Genomic DNA, 17,516 nt, shown 5'->3' on the forward strand with positions numbered 1-17,516 from the left:
GCGGGGGATGAACTGCCCGAAACCGAGATCGACGGCATCCTGATCGACCGCACCTTCAGCGCCGCCGGCGCGGCCTTCTTCCGCGAATTCGCGGTGCGATGGCACGAGACCGGCCGGGTGCAGGCGCGCGAGAGCGTGGTGATCGTCGAGCGGCCCGAGCCGCGCGGCGGTACGCGCGCCTGGGTCGAGTTCGGCGGGCAGCCGGTGGTGATCGTGCCGCTGTCGCCGGGCCGTGCGGCCCCGGCGCGCGAGGCGGTCGAGGCGGCCATCCCGCGCATCCTGGAAAAACTCGAACACGCCGACGACGAATTGGACGAAGGCCCTCTCGAATGACCCACCGTATTCCGGCCCCACCGTCGCATCCGCCACAGGAGCACACGATGCCACGCCCATTTTTCCGCCCCGCCCTCGGTCGCGCAGCATGCTGCGCGATATTGCTTTTCGGGCCCGCCCGCGCCGGCGAGCTGGTCTACACGCCGAAGAACCCGACCTTCGGCGGCAGCCCGCTGAACGGCTCGGTGCTGCTGGGCAAGGCGCAGGCGCAGAACCGCTTCAAGGAGACCGCGCCGACCAAGAGCCAGCTCGAGCAGTTCTCCGAGACGCTGCAGCGCTCGATCCTCAACCGCATCGCCTCGACGCTGTCGTCCTCGGTGATCGACAGCCAGGGCAACCTGATTCCCGGCCGCCTGGAGACCGACGACTTCTCGATCACCATCGAGGACATCGGCGACGGCCAGCTGCGCGTGACCACGGTCGACAAGAACAGCGGCCAGACCACCACCTTCGAGGTCGGCGGCTTCGGTGACTAGTGCGCCCGAATGCTCCCGTGGCGATCGGCGTGCGGCGCAGGCGTCCGGCAAAGCCGGACGCTCGAGGTCCGGAGTCGCCCAAGCAACGCCACCCCGCCCCCGGCCCCCACGCAAAGGCGCGGCCGCTCGCACGGTAGAGAGAAGCCGGCCCCAAGCCACCCCGATCATCGAACGCATTCACCCCGCAAGAGCAACGCAATGAACCGAAACGGCATCAAGCAGCTCGTCCTGGCCGGCCTCTGCCTGGCCCTGGGCGGCTGCGGCATCACCCGCCTGGCCGCCAGCGACGGCCCGGCCGAGCGCGTCCCGGCCACCCATCAGCGCGACCTGCTGCAACTGCCCGCCCCCAAGGGCCGGGTGGTGGTCTCGGTGTACTCCTTCCGCGACCAGACCGGCCAGTTCAAGCCGCAGCCCGACAGCTCCTACTCGACCGCCGTCACCCAGGGCGCCACCGCCTGGCTGATCAAGGCGCTGGTCGATTCGAGCTGGTTCGCCCCGGTCGAGCGCGAGAACCTGCAGAACCTGCTGACCGAACGCAAGATCTGGCGCGCGCTGGAGACCGACAAGGACAAGGCCGCCGCAGCCGCGGCGGGCAGCCTGCCGGCGCTGACGCCGGCGCCGATCGTGATCGAGGGCGCGGTCACCAGCTACGAGAGCAATGTGCGCACCGGCGGCGCCGGCGCGGCCTTCATGGGCTACGGCATCTCGGGCCAGTACCGGGTCGACCAGGTCACCGTCTCGCTGCGCGCGGTCAACGTGCGCACCGGCCAGATCCTGGCCAACGTGATCGCCGGCAAGACCATCTGGTCGCGCGAGCTGTCGTCCGGCGTGTACCGCTACGTCTCGCTCAAGCGCATCCTCGAGCTCGAGGCCGGCTACACCCGCAACGAGCCGGTGCAGCTGTGCGTGAAGGAAGCGATCGAGACCGCGGTGGCGATGCTGGTCGCCAAGGGCGTGCGCGAGGGCCTGTGGCTGCCGGCCAATCCGAACGATCCGGCGATGGCCATCCTCAAGCAGTTCGACAGCGACGAATTCGACCTCAGCCCGGCCCAGCTCGAAAAGCTGGTCGAGAAGCGCAGCGGCGAAGGCTGACCGGGCCGGCCGCGGCGCAAGGAGTCGCCGGCGACGGGCACCCGGCGACGGGCATCCGGCGACGGGCACCCGGCGACCGCGGGTTCCAGAAGTGCGAAAGGAGCGTCCCATGCTGCATGCGCATTCCCCCTGGCCGCCTCCGCGGCGCTGCTGGTCACCGGCGCGCTGCACGGCAACGTCATCGAGATCGACCAGTCGGGCAGCGGCAACAACGCCGTCGCCAGCCAGGTCGACTCGCAGCGGGTCGGCATCCGCATCGAGCAGGCCAATCCTTACGGCATCGCGATCGAGGCCGAGGCCGAGCAGCTGCGCAGCGCCGACGCCACCATCCGCATCGAGCAGCGCAGCGAGTACGCGCAGGAGAACGTCGCGGTGGCGCGCCAGATCGACAGCGCCGACGCGCGCATCGCCATCGTCCAGACCGGCGATTTCAACCACGTCGGCGGCTTCAACCAGGGCGCGGTGCAGATGCAGGCGCACCGCGCCGCGATCGAGATCGCGCAGCACGGCGGCGCCTTCACCACCGAGGCGGTGCAGGAGAACGTCGCCGACGCCGCGGTCCGCCTGCGCCAGCACGACGGCCTCGGCGGCAGCACGGTCTGGCAGCGCAACGGCACGGCGGTGCGGGCCGAAGTCGAGCAGTGGAACTACCGCAGCAGCAACGCCATCGTGCAGGACGGCGCCAGCCATACCGCCGCCGTGCTGATCCAGGGCGGCGACTACGGCCAGGCGCGCATCGAGCAGTACGACGTGGCGAACACCGGCCTCGCGCCGATCATGGCGCCGCGCGGCGGCTACAACCGGCTCGAGCAGGGCGGCGCCGTCAACCAGGCCGAGATCGTCCAGCGCGCGACCGTCGACTCCGGCGCCGCCATCGGCCAGGCCGGCGTCTCGAGCGTCGCCCGCATCGAGCAGCAGGACCAGGTGGCCAGCAGCCGCGGCAACTGGGGCGAGATCGTCCAGCACGGCCTGTTCGGCCAGGCCGCGCTGAGCCAGGCGCGCAACGACGGCGCCGGCGGCCGCATCGAGCAGGACGGCGTCGATGCGCGCGCCACGCTCGGGCAGAGCGACAACGCGCGCACGCTGGCCGAGCTGGTCCAGCGCGGCGAGGCCAACGAGGCGGCGCTGGTCCAGACCGGCAATCGCGACGCCGCCATCCGCGCCGAGCAGGACGGCAGCCACTACGCGCTGCTGCGGCAGGACGGCAACCGCCAGGCCGGCATCGCGCTGCTGCAGCGCAGCGCGATCGCCGCGGCCGAGATCGTCCAGACGCGCAGCGGCGCCGTCACGGCGACGGTCGAGCAGTACGCCGACCACGGCTCGCTGGTGCTGAGCCAGTCCGACAGCGCCGACGCCGCCGCGCAGACCCGCCAGGCCGGCGCCTACGACCGCATCGAGCTGCAGCAGGCCGACAGCGGCCAGGTCCGCGCCGAGCTGCACCAGGTCGGCGCGCAGAACCTGGCCGTCGCAGTCCAGGCACGCAGCCGCGAGGCGCTGCTGCGGATCAGCCAGGGCACGCCGGCCGAGCGCGCCGAACGCGGCGAAGCGCGCATCGCCCAGCACGACGGCGAGCGGCAGCTGGCCGAGATCGGCCAGCGCGGCGCCGACCACCTGGCCGAGATCGACCAGCAGGGTCTCGACCAGGTCGCACGGATCAACCAGAGCGGCGAACTCGGCCTGGCCCGCATCGGCCAGGACGGCGAGCGGCTGGGGCGGCCGTGGTGCAGATCGGGCTCGGCGGCGGCAACCGGGTGGAGATCGAGCAGGCGGGGGTTGGACAGGCTGCGGCGGCAGCGCAATTGGGAGCGGGGAATACGGCGGTCATCAGGCAGCGCTGAGGGCTTGATGGACCAGGGAGCGGGATAGCGCTGCCTGGCGCTCGCCGACCGGGAGCCGGTGCGGGGGAAATCAGGACGGTTCAGGTCGCAACCGTCGGCGACAACTCGACCGGCGCTCCCTCACCCCGGTCCTCTCCCGGAGGAAGAGGTGAGACAGCGTCAGTCCCATGGGCAGGTGGAGCGGATCGACGGTTCAAGAGGCCGCACAATCCGAGCGCTTCGCTGCACGATCACCCCTCTCCAACGGGAGAGGTGAAGGGGGTGAGGGAGCGACGCTCGATGAGCGCCTGGCTGGCAACCCTCCTCGGACCTTAGGAGGTCATGCCGAGGTCGCGTTCATGCCGGCTCAAACTCAACCCATGCGCGACATCCCGAAGCGAGCCCGCGATACGAGGCGGCTCAGCGCGGCGCCAGCGGCACGGTCCGCTCACGGTTGCCCATGTTCCAGCGCGCGCAGTACCACTTGGTCTGCTGATCGCGGGTACCGACCAGCACCGACAGGTTGTCGCTGACGTAGCGCACGCCGTCGCTGGCCTGGACCGGCTGGAACTGCATGCGGTAGTGCTCCTCCAGCGTCTGCTTGACCGACTCGACCGGCTGCTGGATCAGCGCGCCGATCATCAGCACGCGGCTGTCGTCGAGATTGGCGAACAGCTCGACCACCCCGACCCCGCCCAGCTGCGCCCCCTGCGCTTCCCACCAGCGCGCCTCGCCCCAATCGCGGATCGAGGCCTGCAGGTGGGTGTTGAAATAGTCGTGCCAGAACGCGGTGCTCCACTCGGAGCGGCACAGCAGCGCGGATTCGACCTTGTCGTTGAAATCGGTGGGGAGGGCTTGGGCGGGGAGAAGAACGAGGCAGGCGAGCAGGCTTAGACCAAGCGTGCTCAAGGACTTCACGCGCATTCTTGTGGCAGCAGGCTCAACCATTCGAGCCCTTTCCACGCCCCTCACCCTACGCCGGGCGCCCCCAACCCCTCTCCCGCGCGCGGGAGAGGGGCTGTTGGCGCTCACCGGGTTGATGAGGGAACGACCATTCGCGGCTGAAGCCGCTCCTACAACACCGTTGGGACGGCAACGCGAGTACGAAGGTCGAAGTTTGTTACATCCAATCTGGCGCTCCGCCCAAAGAAACAAGCGGACCGCGCACGCCCAATGTACGGCGCGATGTTCATGCTGGCGGCCGACTACATCCTCATATCCATTCATTGCCCGACGCCCGCCCCGGCATAAGCGCAGCGCTATGCCTAGCAGCAGGTTCAAGGATTCACTGACGAGCGCCAGCGAGGCTCCCTCGCGGCGGCGAGGGCGGGGGAGTAGGAATGAATCAGGGACGGGCCCGATCCATCACTGCCGGCCAATCCTGCCGGGCTTTGCCCGGCACGACGATCACGCAACCCAGCAAAGACGCCAGGCCCGTCACCCGCTGTTGCGCAAGCCGGCCGCGATGCCGTTGATGGTGAGATGAATCGCATACAGCACGTCCTCGCTCTCGTCCCCTCGCGGAACCGCTGGATCAGGTCGACCTGCATGTGGTTGAGGGGATCGAGGTAGGGTAGCCGGTTCTTCAGGCTGCGCGCCAGCAAGGGGTTGTCGCCGAGCAGTTCCTTGTGGCCGGTGATCGCCAGCACCGCGTCGACCGCGCGCCGCCACTCGGCCTTGATGCGGCCGAAGATGCGCGCCGCCACCTCGGCGTCCTTCACCAGCGTGGTGTAGCGGCTGGCCAGGTGGATGTCGCTCTTGGCCAGCACCATTTCCATATTGCTGATGGTGACGCGGAAGAATGGCCAGTCGCGGTAGAGCGCGGCCAGCTCCTCGATCGCCGCCTCGCCCTTTTCCTGGCGGTAGGTCTCGATCGCGGTGCCGAAGCCGTACCAGCCCGGCAGCATCAGCCGGCTCTGCGCCCAGGAGAACACCCAGGGGATCGCGCGCAGGTCGGCGATGCTGTTGCTCGGCTTGCGCGCGGCCGGCCGGCTGCCGATGTTGAGCTTGGCGATCTCGGAGATCGGCGTCGCCTCGCGGAAATAGGTGATGAAGTCCGGCGTGGCATAGACCAGGTCGCGGTATTCGCGGTAGGCGAAGCCCGACAGCTTCTCCATCAGCGCCAGCTGCTCGGGCGAATCGGCCTCGGCCGCGGTGGCTGCCGGGAAGCTCGCGGTCAGCGTGGCGGCCAGCAGCGTCTCCAGGTTGCGGCGGCCGATCTCGGCGTCGGAATACTTGGCGGCGATGATCTCGCCCTGCTCGGTGATGCGGATCTGGCCGGCGACCGAGCCGGCCGGCTGGGCCAGCACCGCGTCGAAGCTCGGCCCGCCGCCGCGGCCGACCGAGCCGCCGCGGCCGTGGAACAGCCGCATCTGCACGCCGGCCGCCTTGAACACCTCGACCAGCTTGACCTCGGCCTTGTACAGCTCCCAGTTCGAGGTCAGGTAGCCGCCGTCCTTGTTGCTGTCGGAATAGCCCAGCATGATCTCCTGCACGCCGCCGCGCGCGGCGACCAGCTGCTGCCACTGCGGCAGCGCGAACAGCTCGCGCACGATGGCGTCGCAGCCGCGCAGGTCGGGGATGGTCTCGAACAGCGGGATGATGTTCAGGTCGGCGTGGGTATCGGGCGCCAGCGCGACCAGGCCGACCTCGCTCAGCAGCACCGCCACCTCGAGCAGGTCGGACACGCTCTGGGCATTCGAGATGATGTAGTTGGGCAGCGCGGCGGCGCCGTACTTGCGGTGCACCTCGGCCGCGGTGCGCAGGATCGCCAGTTCCTTGGCGGTCTCCTCGCTGTAGTCGACGTAGGGCGTGACCAGCAGGCGCGGGCTGGCCAGCTCGCGCAGCAGCACCTTGCGGCGGCCGGCTTCGTCGAGCGCCAGGTAGTTCTCCAGGCCGGCCCGTTCGAACAGCTCGGCCACCACCTTCTCGTGCACGCCGCTGTGCTGGCGCATGTCGAGCGGCGCCAGGTGGAAGCCGAACACGTCGACCGCGCGGATCAGCCGGCGCAGGCGGCCGCTGGCCAGCAGCGCCGAGCCGTGCCGTTCGAGCGATTCGGCCACCGCCAGCAGGTCGGCCTTGAGCTCGGTCGAGGCGCCATAGGGCTCGGCGCCCTCGAACGGCAGGATCTCGCCGCGGAACTTGCCGAGCAGGTGGGCGGTGGCCAGGATGCGCTGGCGGATGGCGGCCATGGCGCGGCGGTAGGGTTCCTCGGCGCGGCTGACCGGCTGGTTGGGCGAGCGCTCGGCGATCTGCCGCACCGCGTCGGCCACCTCGATCATGCGCGAGGAAAGGCTCAGCTCGCCTTCGAGCTTGGTCGCCTCCTCGAAGTAGAAATCGAAGGCCACCGCGGCCTGGCGCGCGGCGGCATGCAGGGTGACGTCGGGCGTGACGTTGGGATTGCCGTCGCGGTCGCCGCCGATCCAGCAGCCGACGTGCATGAAGGTCGGCAGCTCGACCGGCGCGCCGGTCAGCGCGGCCAGCCGGTCTTCCAGATCGATGTAGATGCGCGGCAGCTGCTTGAGGAAGGTCGAGCGGAAATAGCTGAGGCCGTTCTCGATCTCGTCCTTCACGGTGAGCTTGAAGGCGCGGATCTCGCGCGTCTGCCACAGCGTCAGCACCACCCGCTTGAGCGCGAGGTCGTTCTCCTCCAGCTCCTCCGGCGTCAGCGCCTGGCGGTCGCGCATGGTCAGCGCGCGGGCGATGGTGCGCTCGCAGTCGAGCAGGGTCTTGCGCTGCACCTCGGTCGGGTGGGCGGTCAGCACCGGCGCGATCAGGGCCGAGGCCACCAGGTTCTTGATCGCCTCGGCCGGCACGCCGCGCGCGGTCAGGTCTTCCAGCGAGTGCACGAGGCTGCCGCGCTGCGGCTTGGAGCCCTGGATGCGGTGATAGCGGCGGCGGCGGTTGTGGTGCAGGTCTTCGGCGATGTTGGACAGGTGCGAGAAGTAACCGAAGGCGCGCGCCAGCGCCACGGTGTCGTCGTCGGACAGGTCGCCCAGCGTCCGGGCCAGCTCGTCGGCCGCGCCGCTGTCGCCTTCCCACACGAAGCGCGCCGCCAGCTCGCGCACCGCCTCGATACGCTTGAGCGTGTCTTCGCCGGCCTCGGCGCGGATGGTGTCGGCGAGCAGCCGGGCGAGCAGGTCGAGATCCTGCTCGAGCGGCAGGTCCTTGGCGGCGGCGTTGTCGTAGAGGGCCATGGCTTGGGTTTTCCGGGGATGCCTGAACGTGTCGGGAAATTTGCTGCAATGCGACACGCAGATTAATGGATGCGTCACGCGTAGGGAATTGTAGTCAGACTACACGGGCCTTGTCGCAGCTTGCCATCGGTAGAGCCGTCGCGCCCGGCGAAGCCGGGCGGGATCTACCAGAAGTGACAATCCAGGCCCTCGCTTGGTTTCCCCCTACTCCCCCGCCCTCGCCTCCGCGAGGGAGCTACGGCCCAGCGGCAGCACGCTGCCTACGGATCATCGCACCCGGCAAAGCCGGGTGGGTTTCACCTTCAGTGAAAACTCCGGGCCGTCCCTGATTTCTCCCTACTCCCCCGCCCTCGCCTCCGCGAGGGAGCCTCGCTATCGCTCGTCAGTGGGGCGTTGGACGCTCAGTGATACACGCTGGCCGCGTTCCGATCAGCGTCGCCAGGAACACCGATACCGCCAACTACGCAGAGCCCCCTACCCGTCGAAGCCGCCGAGCACCGCAGGGCTCCGCGGGGGCAGTCGGCGAGCACTGTCCGAGGCCCGCAGGGCCGAGTTGCGCAGCCGCCCGCGGAGACCGAGGAGCGCAGGGAACCCCGCGCAGCGGGGCGGCTTTGTCGGGTCGCCTTTCTTTGCTTACTTTCTTTGGCGAAGCAAAGAAAGTAAGGCGGCTGCGGGACGCATCCCCGCCCTAATCCGCACGCAGTGCGGGATCCGCGGCGAAGCCGCTAAAACCAAAGCGATAGTCGATTAGCGAACCGCCAGTCGAATCAGCGCAGCACCAGCGCCAGCACCACCAGCAAGGCCGTCAGCAACCCGGCGATCACCGCCAACCACTCGTTGCGCTGCCGCTGCGCCTGCAACATGGCTTCCGCCAGTTCGCGCGCCCGGTCGCGCCGCGCGGGATCGGCCAGTTCCACCAGCGCGCGCGGCAGCTTCGGCAGCGTCTCGGCCCAGTACGGCGCCTCGTGCTTCAGTTGGCGCACCAGCGCGCGCCAGCCGATCTGCTCGTCCATCCAGCGCTGCAGGAAAGGCCGCGCCGTGGCCCACAGGTCGAGCTGCGGATCGAGCTGGCGGCCCAGCCCCTCGATATTGAGCAGCGTCTTCTGCAGCAGCACCAGCTGCGGCTGGATCTCGACGTCGAAGCGGCGCGAGGTCTCGAACAGCCGCATCAGGATCTGCGCCAGCGAGATATCGGCCAGCGGCTTGTCGAATACCGGCTCGCACACCGTGCGGATGGCGGCCTCGAGCTCCTCGACGCGCGTCTCCTTCGGCACCCAGCCCGATTCGATGTGGGCGGTCGCCACCCGCTTGTAGTCGCGGTTGAAGAAGGCCAGGAAATTGATCGCCAGATAGCGCCGGTCGTTGTCCGACAGGCTGCCGACGATGCCGAAATCGAGCGCGATATAGCGGTTGTCGGCCGCCACGAAAATGTTGCCCGGGTGCATGTCGGCATGGAAGAAGCCGTCGCGGAACACCTGGGTGAAGAAGATCTCGACGCCGAAGCGCGACAGCTTCTTCAGGTCGATGCCGGCCGCGAGCATTTCCTCGATGCGTCCGATCGGGATGCCGTCCATCCACTCGAGCACCAGCACCTCGCGCCGGGTGTAGTCCCAGAACACCTCGGGCACGATCAGCTGCGCCGAGCCGAGGAAGTTGCGCCGCAGCTGGCTGGCGTTGGCCGCCTCGCGCTGCAGGTCCAGTTCGTCGTGCAGATGGCGGTCGAACTCGGCCACCACCTCGCGCGGCTTGAGCCGGCGGCCGTCGGCGAACAGCTTCTCGACCAGCCAGGCCATCACCCGCAGCAGCGCCAGGTCCGACTCGATCACCGGCAGGATGCCGGGCCGCAGCACCTTGACCGCCACCTTGCGGCCGTTGTGCAGCTCGGCCACGTGCACCTGGGCGACCGAGGCCGAGGCGACCGGCTGCGGGTCGAAGCGCTTGAACAGCGCCTGCGGCGGCTTGCCCAGCGCCTGCTCGATCACCTGCGCCGCCAGTTGCGGATCGAACGGCCTGACGCGGTCCTGCAGCCGCGCGAGCTCGTCGGCCAGGTCGAGCGGCAACAGGTCGCGCCGGGTCGACAGCACCTGGCCGAACTTGACGAAGATCGGCCCGAGCCGCTCGAGCGCCAGCCGCAGCCGCACCGCGCGCGGCGTGTCGAAGCGGCGCCAGAACAGCACCCGCCGCACCAGCGTCTCGAGCCCGCGCACGCGCTCGTGGCCGAGGATGAACTCGTCGAGGCCGTAGACGAAGACGACGCGGAGGATCTTGAACAGGCGGAGCAGGAACATGGATGGAAGCGGGAGATAGCCGCCCGGGCGGAGGCGAGGCGGCAATGGTATGCGAGCGGTGGTGCTTACGTCATCGATTTGCCGTATGGAATAACGCGCAAACGGCCCATCGGACCGGCCTCAGTGCACGCTAAACCCGATCACTTCCCGCTTATGGCGAAAAGAGGTGGTTCGGCATAGGTAGTGGTTTGAAATGCAACCCTCACCCTACGCCGGGCGCCCCCAACCCCTCTCCTGCACGCGGGAGAGGGGCTAAAAACGCATCGAGGCCCAAGTGGCGCTGGCCTCGGTTGCGGCATGAGCGCAGCGATATGCCTAACAACCAGGTCTACGGAGAAAGAACGAGCGCCAGCGAGGCTCCCTCGCGGCGGCGAGGGCGGGGGAGCAGGGATGAACCAGGGGAGCCGGTGGTTCAGCCTGCACCAAACGCAAACGCCCGGCTTTGCCGGGCGCTGCACCACTGCCTCAGTCCTCACCGCCAGCTATGCATCCGCAAAGGCGACGATCACCCGCTTGTTCTGCTTGCCCTCGGAGCGGATCTTCTGCACCACCAGCGGCCCGATCTCGGCCGTATTGCGCACATGGGTGCCGCCGCAGGGCTGCAGGTCGGCGCCGGCCACCTCGATCAGCCGGACCCGGCCATGGCCGCGCGGCGGCGCGACCGACATGGTCTTGACCAGGCCCGGGTTGGCATCGAGCTCGGCATCGGCGATCCAGCGCGCGTCGACCGCGTGGCCGGCTCGCACCAGCGCGTTGAGACCGGCCTCGATGGCGTCCTTGTCGAGCGCGTCCATCTCGACCGCGAAGTCGAGCCGCGCCTTGTCCGCCGCCACCTGACCGCCGGTGACCGGCGCCGCGACCACCGCGCACAGCAGGTGCAGCGCGGTGTGGTAGCGCATGTGGGCATAGCGGCGATCCCAGTCGAGCACCAGCCGCACCGGCTCGCCCGGCGCCGGCAGCGCCTCGCCCTCGGCCGGCACGTGGATCACTTCGTCGAGACCGTCGCCCTTGACGGTATTGGCGATGCGCAGCGCCGAACCGTCCTGGCGCAGCAAGCGGCCGCTGTCGCCGGGCTGGCCGCCGCCGTTCGGATAGAACACGGTGCGGTCGAGCCGCACGCCGCGCTCGTCGACGGCGGTGACCACCGCCTCGCATTCGCGCAGATAGGCATCGTCGCGGAACAGCAGTTCGGTCATCGGGGGTTCCTCGCAGGGGAATTCGGATCAGGCCGCGGCAGCCGCCGCTCAGGCCTGGGCGCGGCCGGCCTGTTCGAGCCTTTGCAGCCGCTTTTCCAGCCGGGCCGCATCGTCGCGCAGGCGGTCGACCTCGCCGAGGAAATGCCGCACGCCGGGGCCGGTGGCCAGGAGCCGCGCTTCTTCCTGCAGGTACTCGACCGCGGACTCGGCCAGGTTGCGCGCCACGACGCGCGGGCTGCCGAGCGTCTGGCGCGCGGTCTGGGCCAGCCGGTGGGCGGCGATGTCGCCGATCAGCCGGGCCAGGTCGGCCTCGGCATCCCAGTCGAGCGCCTGCAAGACGCGGCCGACCGTGGCGGCCAGCGCGCCGTCGCCCTCGACCACGATCTCGCGCTCGGCGGCCGGGTCGCGCAGCGCCAGCCGCGGCAACAGCGAGGGGTAGACCAGCAGCGTGGTGGCCGGCGCCTCGCTCGGCTCGCACAGGAGGCCGTCGGTCGTCACCGCGAAAGCCAGCCGGAACGGCGGCACCGCGAGGCAGGCGGCCTGGCCGGCATGGCGGGCCAGCTCGGCGCGCAGGTCGGCCCGCTGGGCCAGCAGGTGGTTCAGGACCGCGAGCCGCAGCATCGGGGGCGTCCCGCTCAGACCGGCTGTTCGTCGTTGTAGCGCTCGGCCGTCTCGCGCCAGCGGTCGACGAAGCGCAGGCGGCTCTTCACCGGCTCGGCGTCGACTTCGATGATGCGGCGCGCGTAGGGGCGCAGCACGTCGGCGATGCTGCTGAGCGAGCCGATCAGGTAAAGGTCGACGTTCTCGTACTCGACCAGGTTCTGCACCGGCTCGTGGAAATCGCCGTCGCCGGCGAACAGCGCGAGCTTGCTCCACTTGCGCTTATGGAAGGAGCGCGTCATGTGGTAGACCAGGCCCACGTCGACCGCCTTCTGGGTGGTGATCTCGTAGATGATGTTCGGCTGGTCCGGATGGGTCACCGGGCCGCCGCCGAGGTGGTTCGGCCAGTAGAGCTGCTTCTTCTGCAGCCAGTAGTTCTTGACGCGCAGGCCCGGTCCCTTGGGATAGGGGAAGGACAGCGCGTTGTGCAGCTTGGAGGACATGGCCTGGTTGTCGTCGGCATTGAAGAAATAGCCTTCGTCCACCGTATCGCCCAGCTCTTCCTCGACCAGCTTGCGCAATTCGAGGTAATTGATCTTTTCCCGGCCGAAGGCCTTGTAGGCGTATGCGCCGTCAATGAACAAGCCAATTGACATGATCGATCCAATCCAAAGTAATTTATTTTCCGGCCTGGTTTCCTCCTGGCCGTGTCCGTCTATATGGCACCCGCCCGAAACGACGCGTGTCCGCCTGTATACAGCCATCCTTCGCGCTTGCCGCATGCGCAGGACCACCTGCGTGCGACCTCCGGAATCGCGAAAGATTTCCGATGCCGTCCCGCGCTACAGCTTGAAGCCCTTGTGCAGGGCCACCACGCCGGCGCTGAGGTTGAAGTAGTCGACCTTCTCGAAACCGACGCCGCGCATCATGCCGGCCAGTTCCTCCTGGCCCGGGTGCATGCGGATCGATTCGGCCAGGTACTGGTAGCTCGAGGCGTCGCCGGCGACCAGTTCGCCCATCTTGGGCAGCAGCTTGAACGAATAGAGATCGTAGGCCGGCGCCAGCGGCTTCCACACCTTGGAGAATTCGAGCACCAGCAGCCGGCCGCCGGGCTTGAGCACGCGGTGCATCTCGGCCAGCGCGGCGTCCTTGTGCGTCATGTTGCGCAGGCCGAAGGCGACCGTGACGCAGTCGAAATAGTCGTTCGGGAAAGGCAGCTTCTCGGCGTCGCACTGCGCCACCGGATTGAGGAAGCCCTTGTCGATCATGCGGTCGCGGCCGACCGTGAGCATCGAGCTGTTGATGTCGGTGAGCCAGACCTGGCCGCTCTTGCCGACGCGCTTGAGGAAGGCCAGCGACAGGTCGCCGGTGCCGCCGGCGATGTCGAGCACCTTGTGGCCGGCGCGCACGCCGCTCTGCTCGATGGCGAAGATCTTCCACAGGCGGTGCAGGCCGGCCGACATCAGGTCGTTCATCACGTCGTATTTCTGCGCGACGGAATGGAATACCTCGGCGACCTTCTGCGCCTTCTGCGACTCGGCCACGGTCTCGTAGCCGAAATGCGTTGTGTTCTCGCTCATTTACTGTGTGTCTCTCGACAGGCCGGCCGCGGCCAGCCTGCTCAGGTAATCGTTCCAGTTGGCGGCTTGGTCGCGGCCGAGTTCGTACAGGGTGTCCCAGCCGTACAGCCCGCTGGCGTGACCGTCGTCGAACACCAGCTTGACCGCGTAGTGGCCGACCGGCTCGACCGCCACGATGGCGACTTCGCGCTTGCCCGGAACGGTCTGCATCGGTCCGCCGCCGTGGCCGCGCACTTCGGCCGAGGGGCTGAAGACGCGGAGATATTCACAGGGCAGCGAAAACCGCGCGCCATCGTCGAATTCCACGTCCAGCCTGCGACTGGCGGCATGCAGCGTGATTTCCCGCGGCACCGGCGCAGTGGGGTTCAAACCGGCCATCAATTCACCTGGCATAGAGCATAAGCTATCAATCATAACCCGAGCGAACGAAACTTGGGATTTCGGCGTGTTTCGGACTTGTAATATTTCGGTCATGCGGGTTACTTAAGCTCGCAACAAATTTTTATCGCCCCATGCGATCGAGACCTCCGCCATGCCAGCCAATATCCTGCTCGTCGAAGACGAGCCCGCGATCCAGGAACTGATTGCCTTCAACCTGCAGCAGGCCGGCCATCACGTGCTGCGGGCCGATTCGGCCGAAGTCGGCATGAGCCTGGTGAAGAACGCCCTGCCCGATCTGATCCTGCTCGACTGGATGCTGCCCGGCATGAGCGGCATCGAGTTCGCCAAGAAGATCCGAGGCGACGAACGGACCAAGCAGGTGCCGGTCATCATGCTGACGGCGCGCTCGGAAGAGACCGACAAGATCACCGGACTCGAGACCGGTGCCGACGACTACATTACCAAGCCGTTCAGCCCACGCGAACTGCAGGCACGTATCAAGGCGGTGCTGCGCCGCCGCGCGCCGCAGATGACCGACGACGTGGTGCAGGTACGCGGCCTGACGCTGGACCCGGCCACCCACCGTGTGTCGGGCAACGGCACGCCGATCGACCTCGGCCCGACCGAGTTCCGCCTGCTGCATTTCTTCATGACCCATCCCGAGCGCGTACACTCGCGCGCCCAGTTGCTCGATCACGTCTGGGGCGACCACGTGTTCGTCGAGGAGCGCACCGTCGACGTCCATATCCGCCGGCTGCGCTCGGCGCTCGAGGGCACCCGCCACGACGGCCTGATCCAGACCGTGCGCGGCACCGGCTACCGCCTGTCGGCGCTGTAACGACGTCGCAATCCGCGCGGGCCAATCTTGTCGTTGCCCCGCGCGGGCCTTTCCATCCCTGACGGATCCCCCCACATGTTCTGGTGGCGTACCGCCGCGCTCCTGGCCGGCCTTGCCCTGCTTTCGCTGCTGCTGCAGCCCTTCTTCGGCTGGGTGGCGACGCTGGCCGCGCTGGTGGCGGGCCTGCTCGCGATCCTCGGCTATCACCTGCGCAATCTCGAACGGCTCGGCCGCTGGCTGGCCGACCCGACGCCCGAGGGCGTGCCCGAGAGTTGGGGTGCCTGGGAGATCGCCTACGGCCGGCTCTACCGGCTGGTGCGCAGCCAGCACAAGAGCCAGCGCATGCTGTCGGCCGCGCTCGACCGCTTCGTCGCCGCCGGCGAGGCGATGCCCGAGGGCGTGGTGGTGCTCGATGCCAACGACCGCATCGAATGGTGCAATCCGCGCTCGATGCAGCACCTGGGGCTCGACCGCAAGAAGGACCTGGGCCAGCACATCGCCTACCTGGTGCGGCTGCCGGCCTTCCAGCAATACCTGACCGCGCAGGACTACGGCCAGCCGGTGATCCTGCGCAACCTCACCGGCAGCGAGACCACGCTGTCGGTGCAGCTGGTGCCGTTCGATTCGACCCGCAAGCTGCTGCTGAGCCGCGACATCACCCAGCTCGAACGCGTACAGACGGTGCACCGCGATTTCGTCGCCAACGTCTCGCACGAGCTGCGCACGCCGCTGACGGTGGTCGGCGGCTTCATCGAGACGCTGATCGACATCCCCGAGATGGACCCGGCCACCCGCGCGTCCCAGCTCAACCTGATGCACGAGCAGACCCGCCGCATGCAGCGGCTAGTCGACGACCTCCTGACGCTGTCGCGGCTGGAGAACGGGGTCGAGCTGCGCGAGGACAAGATCGACCCCGAACAGATGGTGAAGCTCCTGGCCAGCGAGGCGCAGGGCCTGTCGCAGGGCCGGCACACGGTGTGCGTGGAGGTGGCCGGGGAAGGCGGCCTGCGCGGCAACTACGACGAGCTGCACAGCGCCTTCGGCAACCTGGTCAGCAATGCCGTGCGCTACACGCCCGAGGGCGGCGAGATCCGCATCCTCTGGCGGGTCGAGGACGGCCAGGGCGTGTTCGCGGTGCGCGACACCGGCATCGGCGTCGACGCCCAGCACATCCCGCGGCTGACCGAGCGCTTCTACCGCGTCGATCGCGGCCGCTCGCGTTCGACCGGCGGCACCGGCCTGGGCCTGGCCATCGTCAAGCACATCGTCCAGCGCCACCAGGCGCGGCTCGAAGTGAAGAGCGAGCCCGGCAGCGGCAGCTGCTTCTGCATCCGCTTCCCGGCCAACCGCATGCTCGACGCACGCGAGATGTCGGCGGCGAAATAGCGTCCCGCGGCGGCCCCGCCGCCCGCCGGCCTGCCGCAGTGCAACATCGGCGTTGCCTCGACGGGCCGGCCTCCCCTACCATGGCCTTCCCCTCCGACTACCGCCCGTCCCCGCCATGAATCCCCTGTTGCAAGCCAAACGACTGGGCCAGCGCCTCTGGCTCGACAATCTCTCGCGCGAGCTCCTGGCCGGCCCGCTGCAGACGCTGATCGCCGAGGACGGCCTGGCCGGCGTGACCTCGAACCCGGCCATCTTCCAGAAATCGATCTCGGCCGGCGCCGGCTACGCCGACGACCTGGCCGCGCTCAAGGCGCAGCCCTTGAGCACCGAGCAGCGCTTCGAGGCGCTGGCGGTGCCCGACGTGCAGGCCGCCTGCGATCTGTTCGCCGCCAGCTACCAGGCGTCCGAAGGGCTCGACGGCTACGTCAGCCTCGAGGTGTCGCCCTTCCTGGCCCGCGACGGCGCCGGCACGCTGGCCGCCGCGCAGCGGCTGTGGGCCGCCATCGACCGGCCCAACGCGATGATCAAGATCCCGGCCACGCCGGAGAGCCTGCCGGCCTTCAGCGCGGCGATCGCCGCCGGCATCAACGTCAACGTCACGCTGATGTTCGGCCAGCGCGATTGCGACGCGGTGTTCGACGCCTACCTGGCCGGCCTGCGCCAGCGCCTGGCGGCCGGTGGCGACCTGCGCCACGTGCGTTCGGTCGCCAGCCTGTTCCTGTCGCGCGTCGACACCCTGGTCGACGCCAGGCTCGAGGCGATCGGCGCCGACGCCGTGCTGCTCAAGGGCAGCGCCGCGCTGGCCATGGCCAAGCTGGCCTATGCGCGCTGGACCGCGCGCTGGAACGGCGACGAGTGCGCCGACCTGCGCGCCGCCGGCGCCAACGTGCAGCGCCTCTTGTGGGCCAGCACCGGCACCAAGAACCCGGCCTATCCCGACACGCTCTACGTCGACAACCTGATCGGCCCCGATACCGTCAACACCCTGCCCGACGCGACGCTGGCCGCCTTCCGCGACCACGGCACGGCCAGCCTGGCGCTGCTCGAGGGCGTCGACGCCGCCGAGACCACGCTCAAGCGGCTGGCCGAGATCGGCATCGACCTCGATGCCGCGGCCGTGCAGCTGCAGGTCGACGGACTCAAGCTGTTCGACGAGGCGTTCGAAAAACTGCTCGCGAGCCTGGCTTGATGATTTCGCGACGGCGAGAGATTCACCCTTAGCGCAGCGCCCGGCAATGCCGGGCGTTTACGCCCGGTGAATCGGAGCCTGCGGCTCGTTCTGTTCGCTCCCCGCCCTCGCCCTCGCCGCCGCGAGGGAGCCTCGCTACGCTCG

15 protein-coding genes are annotated in these 17,516 nt (G+C 68.8%); 7 read left to right on the forward strand and 8 right to left on the reverse strand.

Annotated features, from left to right (window positions below):
• Positions 1-42 precede the first annotated feature (42 nt).
• From H9L41_RS20875 to H9L41_RS20890, 4 genes are all read left to right on the forward strand, one after another.
• The gene (locus tag H9L41_RS20875) at positions 43-333 is read left to right on the forward strand and encodes a CsgE family curli-type amyloid fiber assembly protein (RefSeq protein WP_265584071.1); all 291 of its coding nucleotides are present in this window, start codon (positions 43-45) and stop codon (positions 331-333) included.
• 101 nt (positions 334-434) lie between these two features.
• On the forward strand, positions 435-809 hold the full coding sequence (locus tag H9L41_RS20880; protein WP_245589249.1) for a curli assembly protein CsgF: 375 nt from the start codon (positions 435-437) through the stop codon (positions 807-809).
• Positions 810-1,007: 198 nt separating this feature from the next.
• Positions 1,008-1,901: a CsgG/HfaB family protein gene (locus H9L41_RS20885; RefSeq protein ID WP_034607912.1), complete on the forward strand. Its 894-nt coding sequence runs from the start codon at positions 1,008-1,010 to the stop codon at positions 1,899-1,901.
• Between the two features lie 372 nt (positions 1,902-2,273).
• The gene (locus H9L41_RS20890) at positions 2,274-3,767 is read left to right on the forward strand and encodes a hypothetical protein (protein WP_187523570.1); all 1,494 of its coding nucleotides are present in this window, start codon (positions 2,274-2,276) and stop codon (positions 3,765-3,767) included.
• Positions 3,768-4,138: 371 nt separating this feature from the next.
• Here the strand turns inward: H9L41_RS20890 and H9L41_RS20895 are convergent, their stop codons facing one another.
• The 8 genes from H9L41_RS20895 to H9L41_RS20930 form a co-directional block, all read right to left on the reverse strand.
• Positions 4,139-4,636 (reverse strand): hypothetical protein, encoded by a 498-nt coding sequence (locus H9L41_RS20895; RefSeq protein WP_157462109.1) that lies wholly within the window; start codon positions 4,634-4,636, stop codon positions 4,139-4,141.
• A 359-nt stretch (positions 4,637-4,995) separates the two neighbouring features.
• Positions 4,996-7,914: a phosphoenolpyruvate carboxylase gene (gene ppc, locus H9L41_RS20900; protein ID WP_308419544.1), complete on the reverse strand. Its 2,919-nt coding sequence runs from the start codon at positions 7,912-7,914 to the stop codon at positions 4,996-4,998.
• A 767-nt stretch (positions 7,915-8,681) separates the two neighbouring features.
• Positions 8,682-10,202 (reverse strand): ubiquinone biosynthesis regulatory protein kinase UbiB, encoded by a 1,521-nt coding sequence (gene ubiB / locus H9L41_RS20905; RefSeq protein ID WP_028447617.1) that lies wholly within the window; start codon positions 10,200-10,202, stop codon positions 8,682-8,684.
• 482 nt (positions 10,203-10,684) lie between these two features.
• The gene (locus H9L41_RS20910) at positions 10,685-11,398 is read right to left on the reverse strand and encodes an alanyl-tRNA editing protein (RefSeq protein ID WP_028447618.1); all 714 of its coding nucleotides are present in this window, start codon (positions 11,396-11,398) and stop codon (positions 10,685-10,687) included.
• A gap of 48 nt (positions 11,399-11,446) precedes the next feature.
• Positions 11,447-12,019, reverse strand: coding sequence for a ubiquinone biosynthesis accessory factor UbiJ (locus tag H9L41_RS20915; RefSeq protein ID WP_028447619.1), 573 nt, complete (start codon positions 12,017-12,019; stop codon positions 11,447-11,449).
• A 14-nt stretch (positions 12,020-12,033) separates the two neighbouring features.
• Positions 12,034-12,654, reverse strand: coding sequence for an NYN domain-containing protein (locus H9L41_RS20920; RefSeq protein ID WP_169730230.1), 621 nt, complete (start codon positions 12,652-12,654; stop codon positions 12,034-12,036).
• Positions 12,655-12,840: 186 nt separating this feature from the next.
• Positions 12,841-13,578 carry a bifunctional demethylmenaquinone methyltransferase/2-methoxy-6-polyprenyl-1,4-benzoquinol methylase UbiE gene (gene ubiE / locus H9L41_RS20925; protein ID WP_028447620.1) on the reverse strand — a complete coding sequence of 246 codons (738 nt, stop codon included), beginning with the start codon at positions 13,576-13,578 and terminating at the stop codon, positions 12,841-12,843.
• The gene (locus tag H9L41_RS20930; RefSeq protein ID WP_308419545.1) at positions 13,579-14,052 is read right to left on the reverse strand and encodes a gamma-butyrobetaine hydroxylase family protein; all 474 of its coding nucleotides are present in this window, start codon (positions 14,050-14,052) and stop codon (positions 13,579-13,581) included. It abuts the gene before it with no gap.
• 58 nt (positions 14,053-14,110) lie between these two features.
• On the opposite strand from H9L41_RS20930, the gene phoB reads away from it, so the two are divergent.
• The 3 genes from phoB (at position 14,111) to tal (ending at position 17,372) form a co-directional block, all read left to right on the forward strand.
• Complete coding sequence (gene phoB, locus H9L41_RS20935) at positions 14,111-14,797, forward strand: phosphate regulon transcriptional regulator PhoB (protein ID WP_028447622.1); 687 nt, start codon at positions 14,111-14,113, stop codon at positions 14,795-14,797.
• A 75-nt stretch (positions 14,798-14,872) separates the two neighbouring features.
• On the forward strand, positions 14,873-16,183 hold the full coding sequence (gene phoR / locus H9L41_RS20940; protein ID WP_028447623.1) for a phosphate regulon sensor histidine kinase PhoR: 1,311 nt from the start codon (positions 14,873-14,875) through the stop codon (positions 16,181-16,183).
• Positions 16,184-16,298: 115 nt separating this feature from the next.
• Entirely contained in the window at positions 16,299-17,372 is a 1,074-nt protein-coding gene (gene tal, locus H9L41_RS20945) for a transaldolase (RefSeq protein WP_028447624.1), read from the forward strand.
• Positions 17,373-17,516 lie beyond the last annotated feature (144 nt).

Origin of the sequence: Chitinimonas koreensis, from assembly GCF_014353015.1 — a bacterium.
GTDB classification, from domain to species: domain Bacteria; phylum Pseudomonadota; class Gammaproteobacteria; order Burkholderiales; family Chitinimonadaceae; genus Chitinimonas; species Chitinimonas koreensis.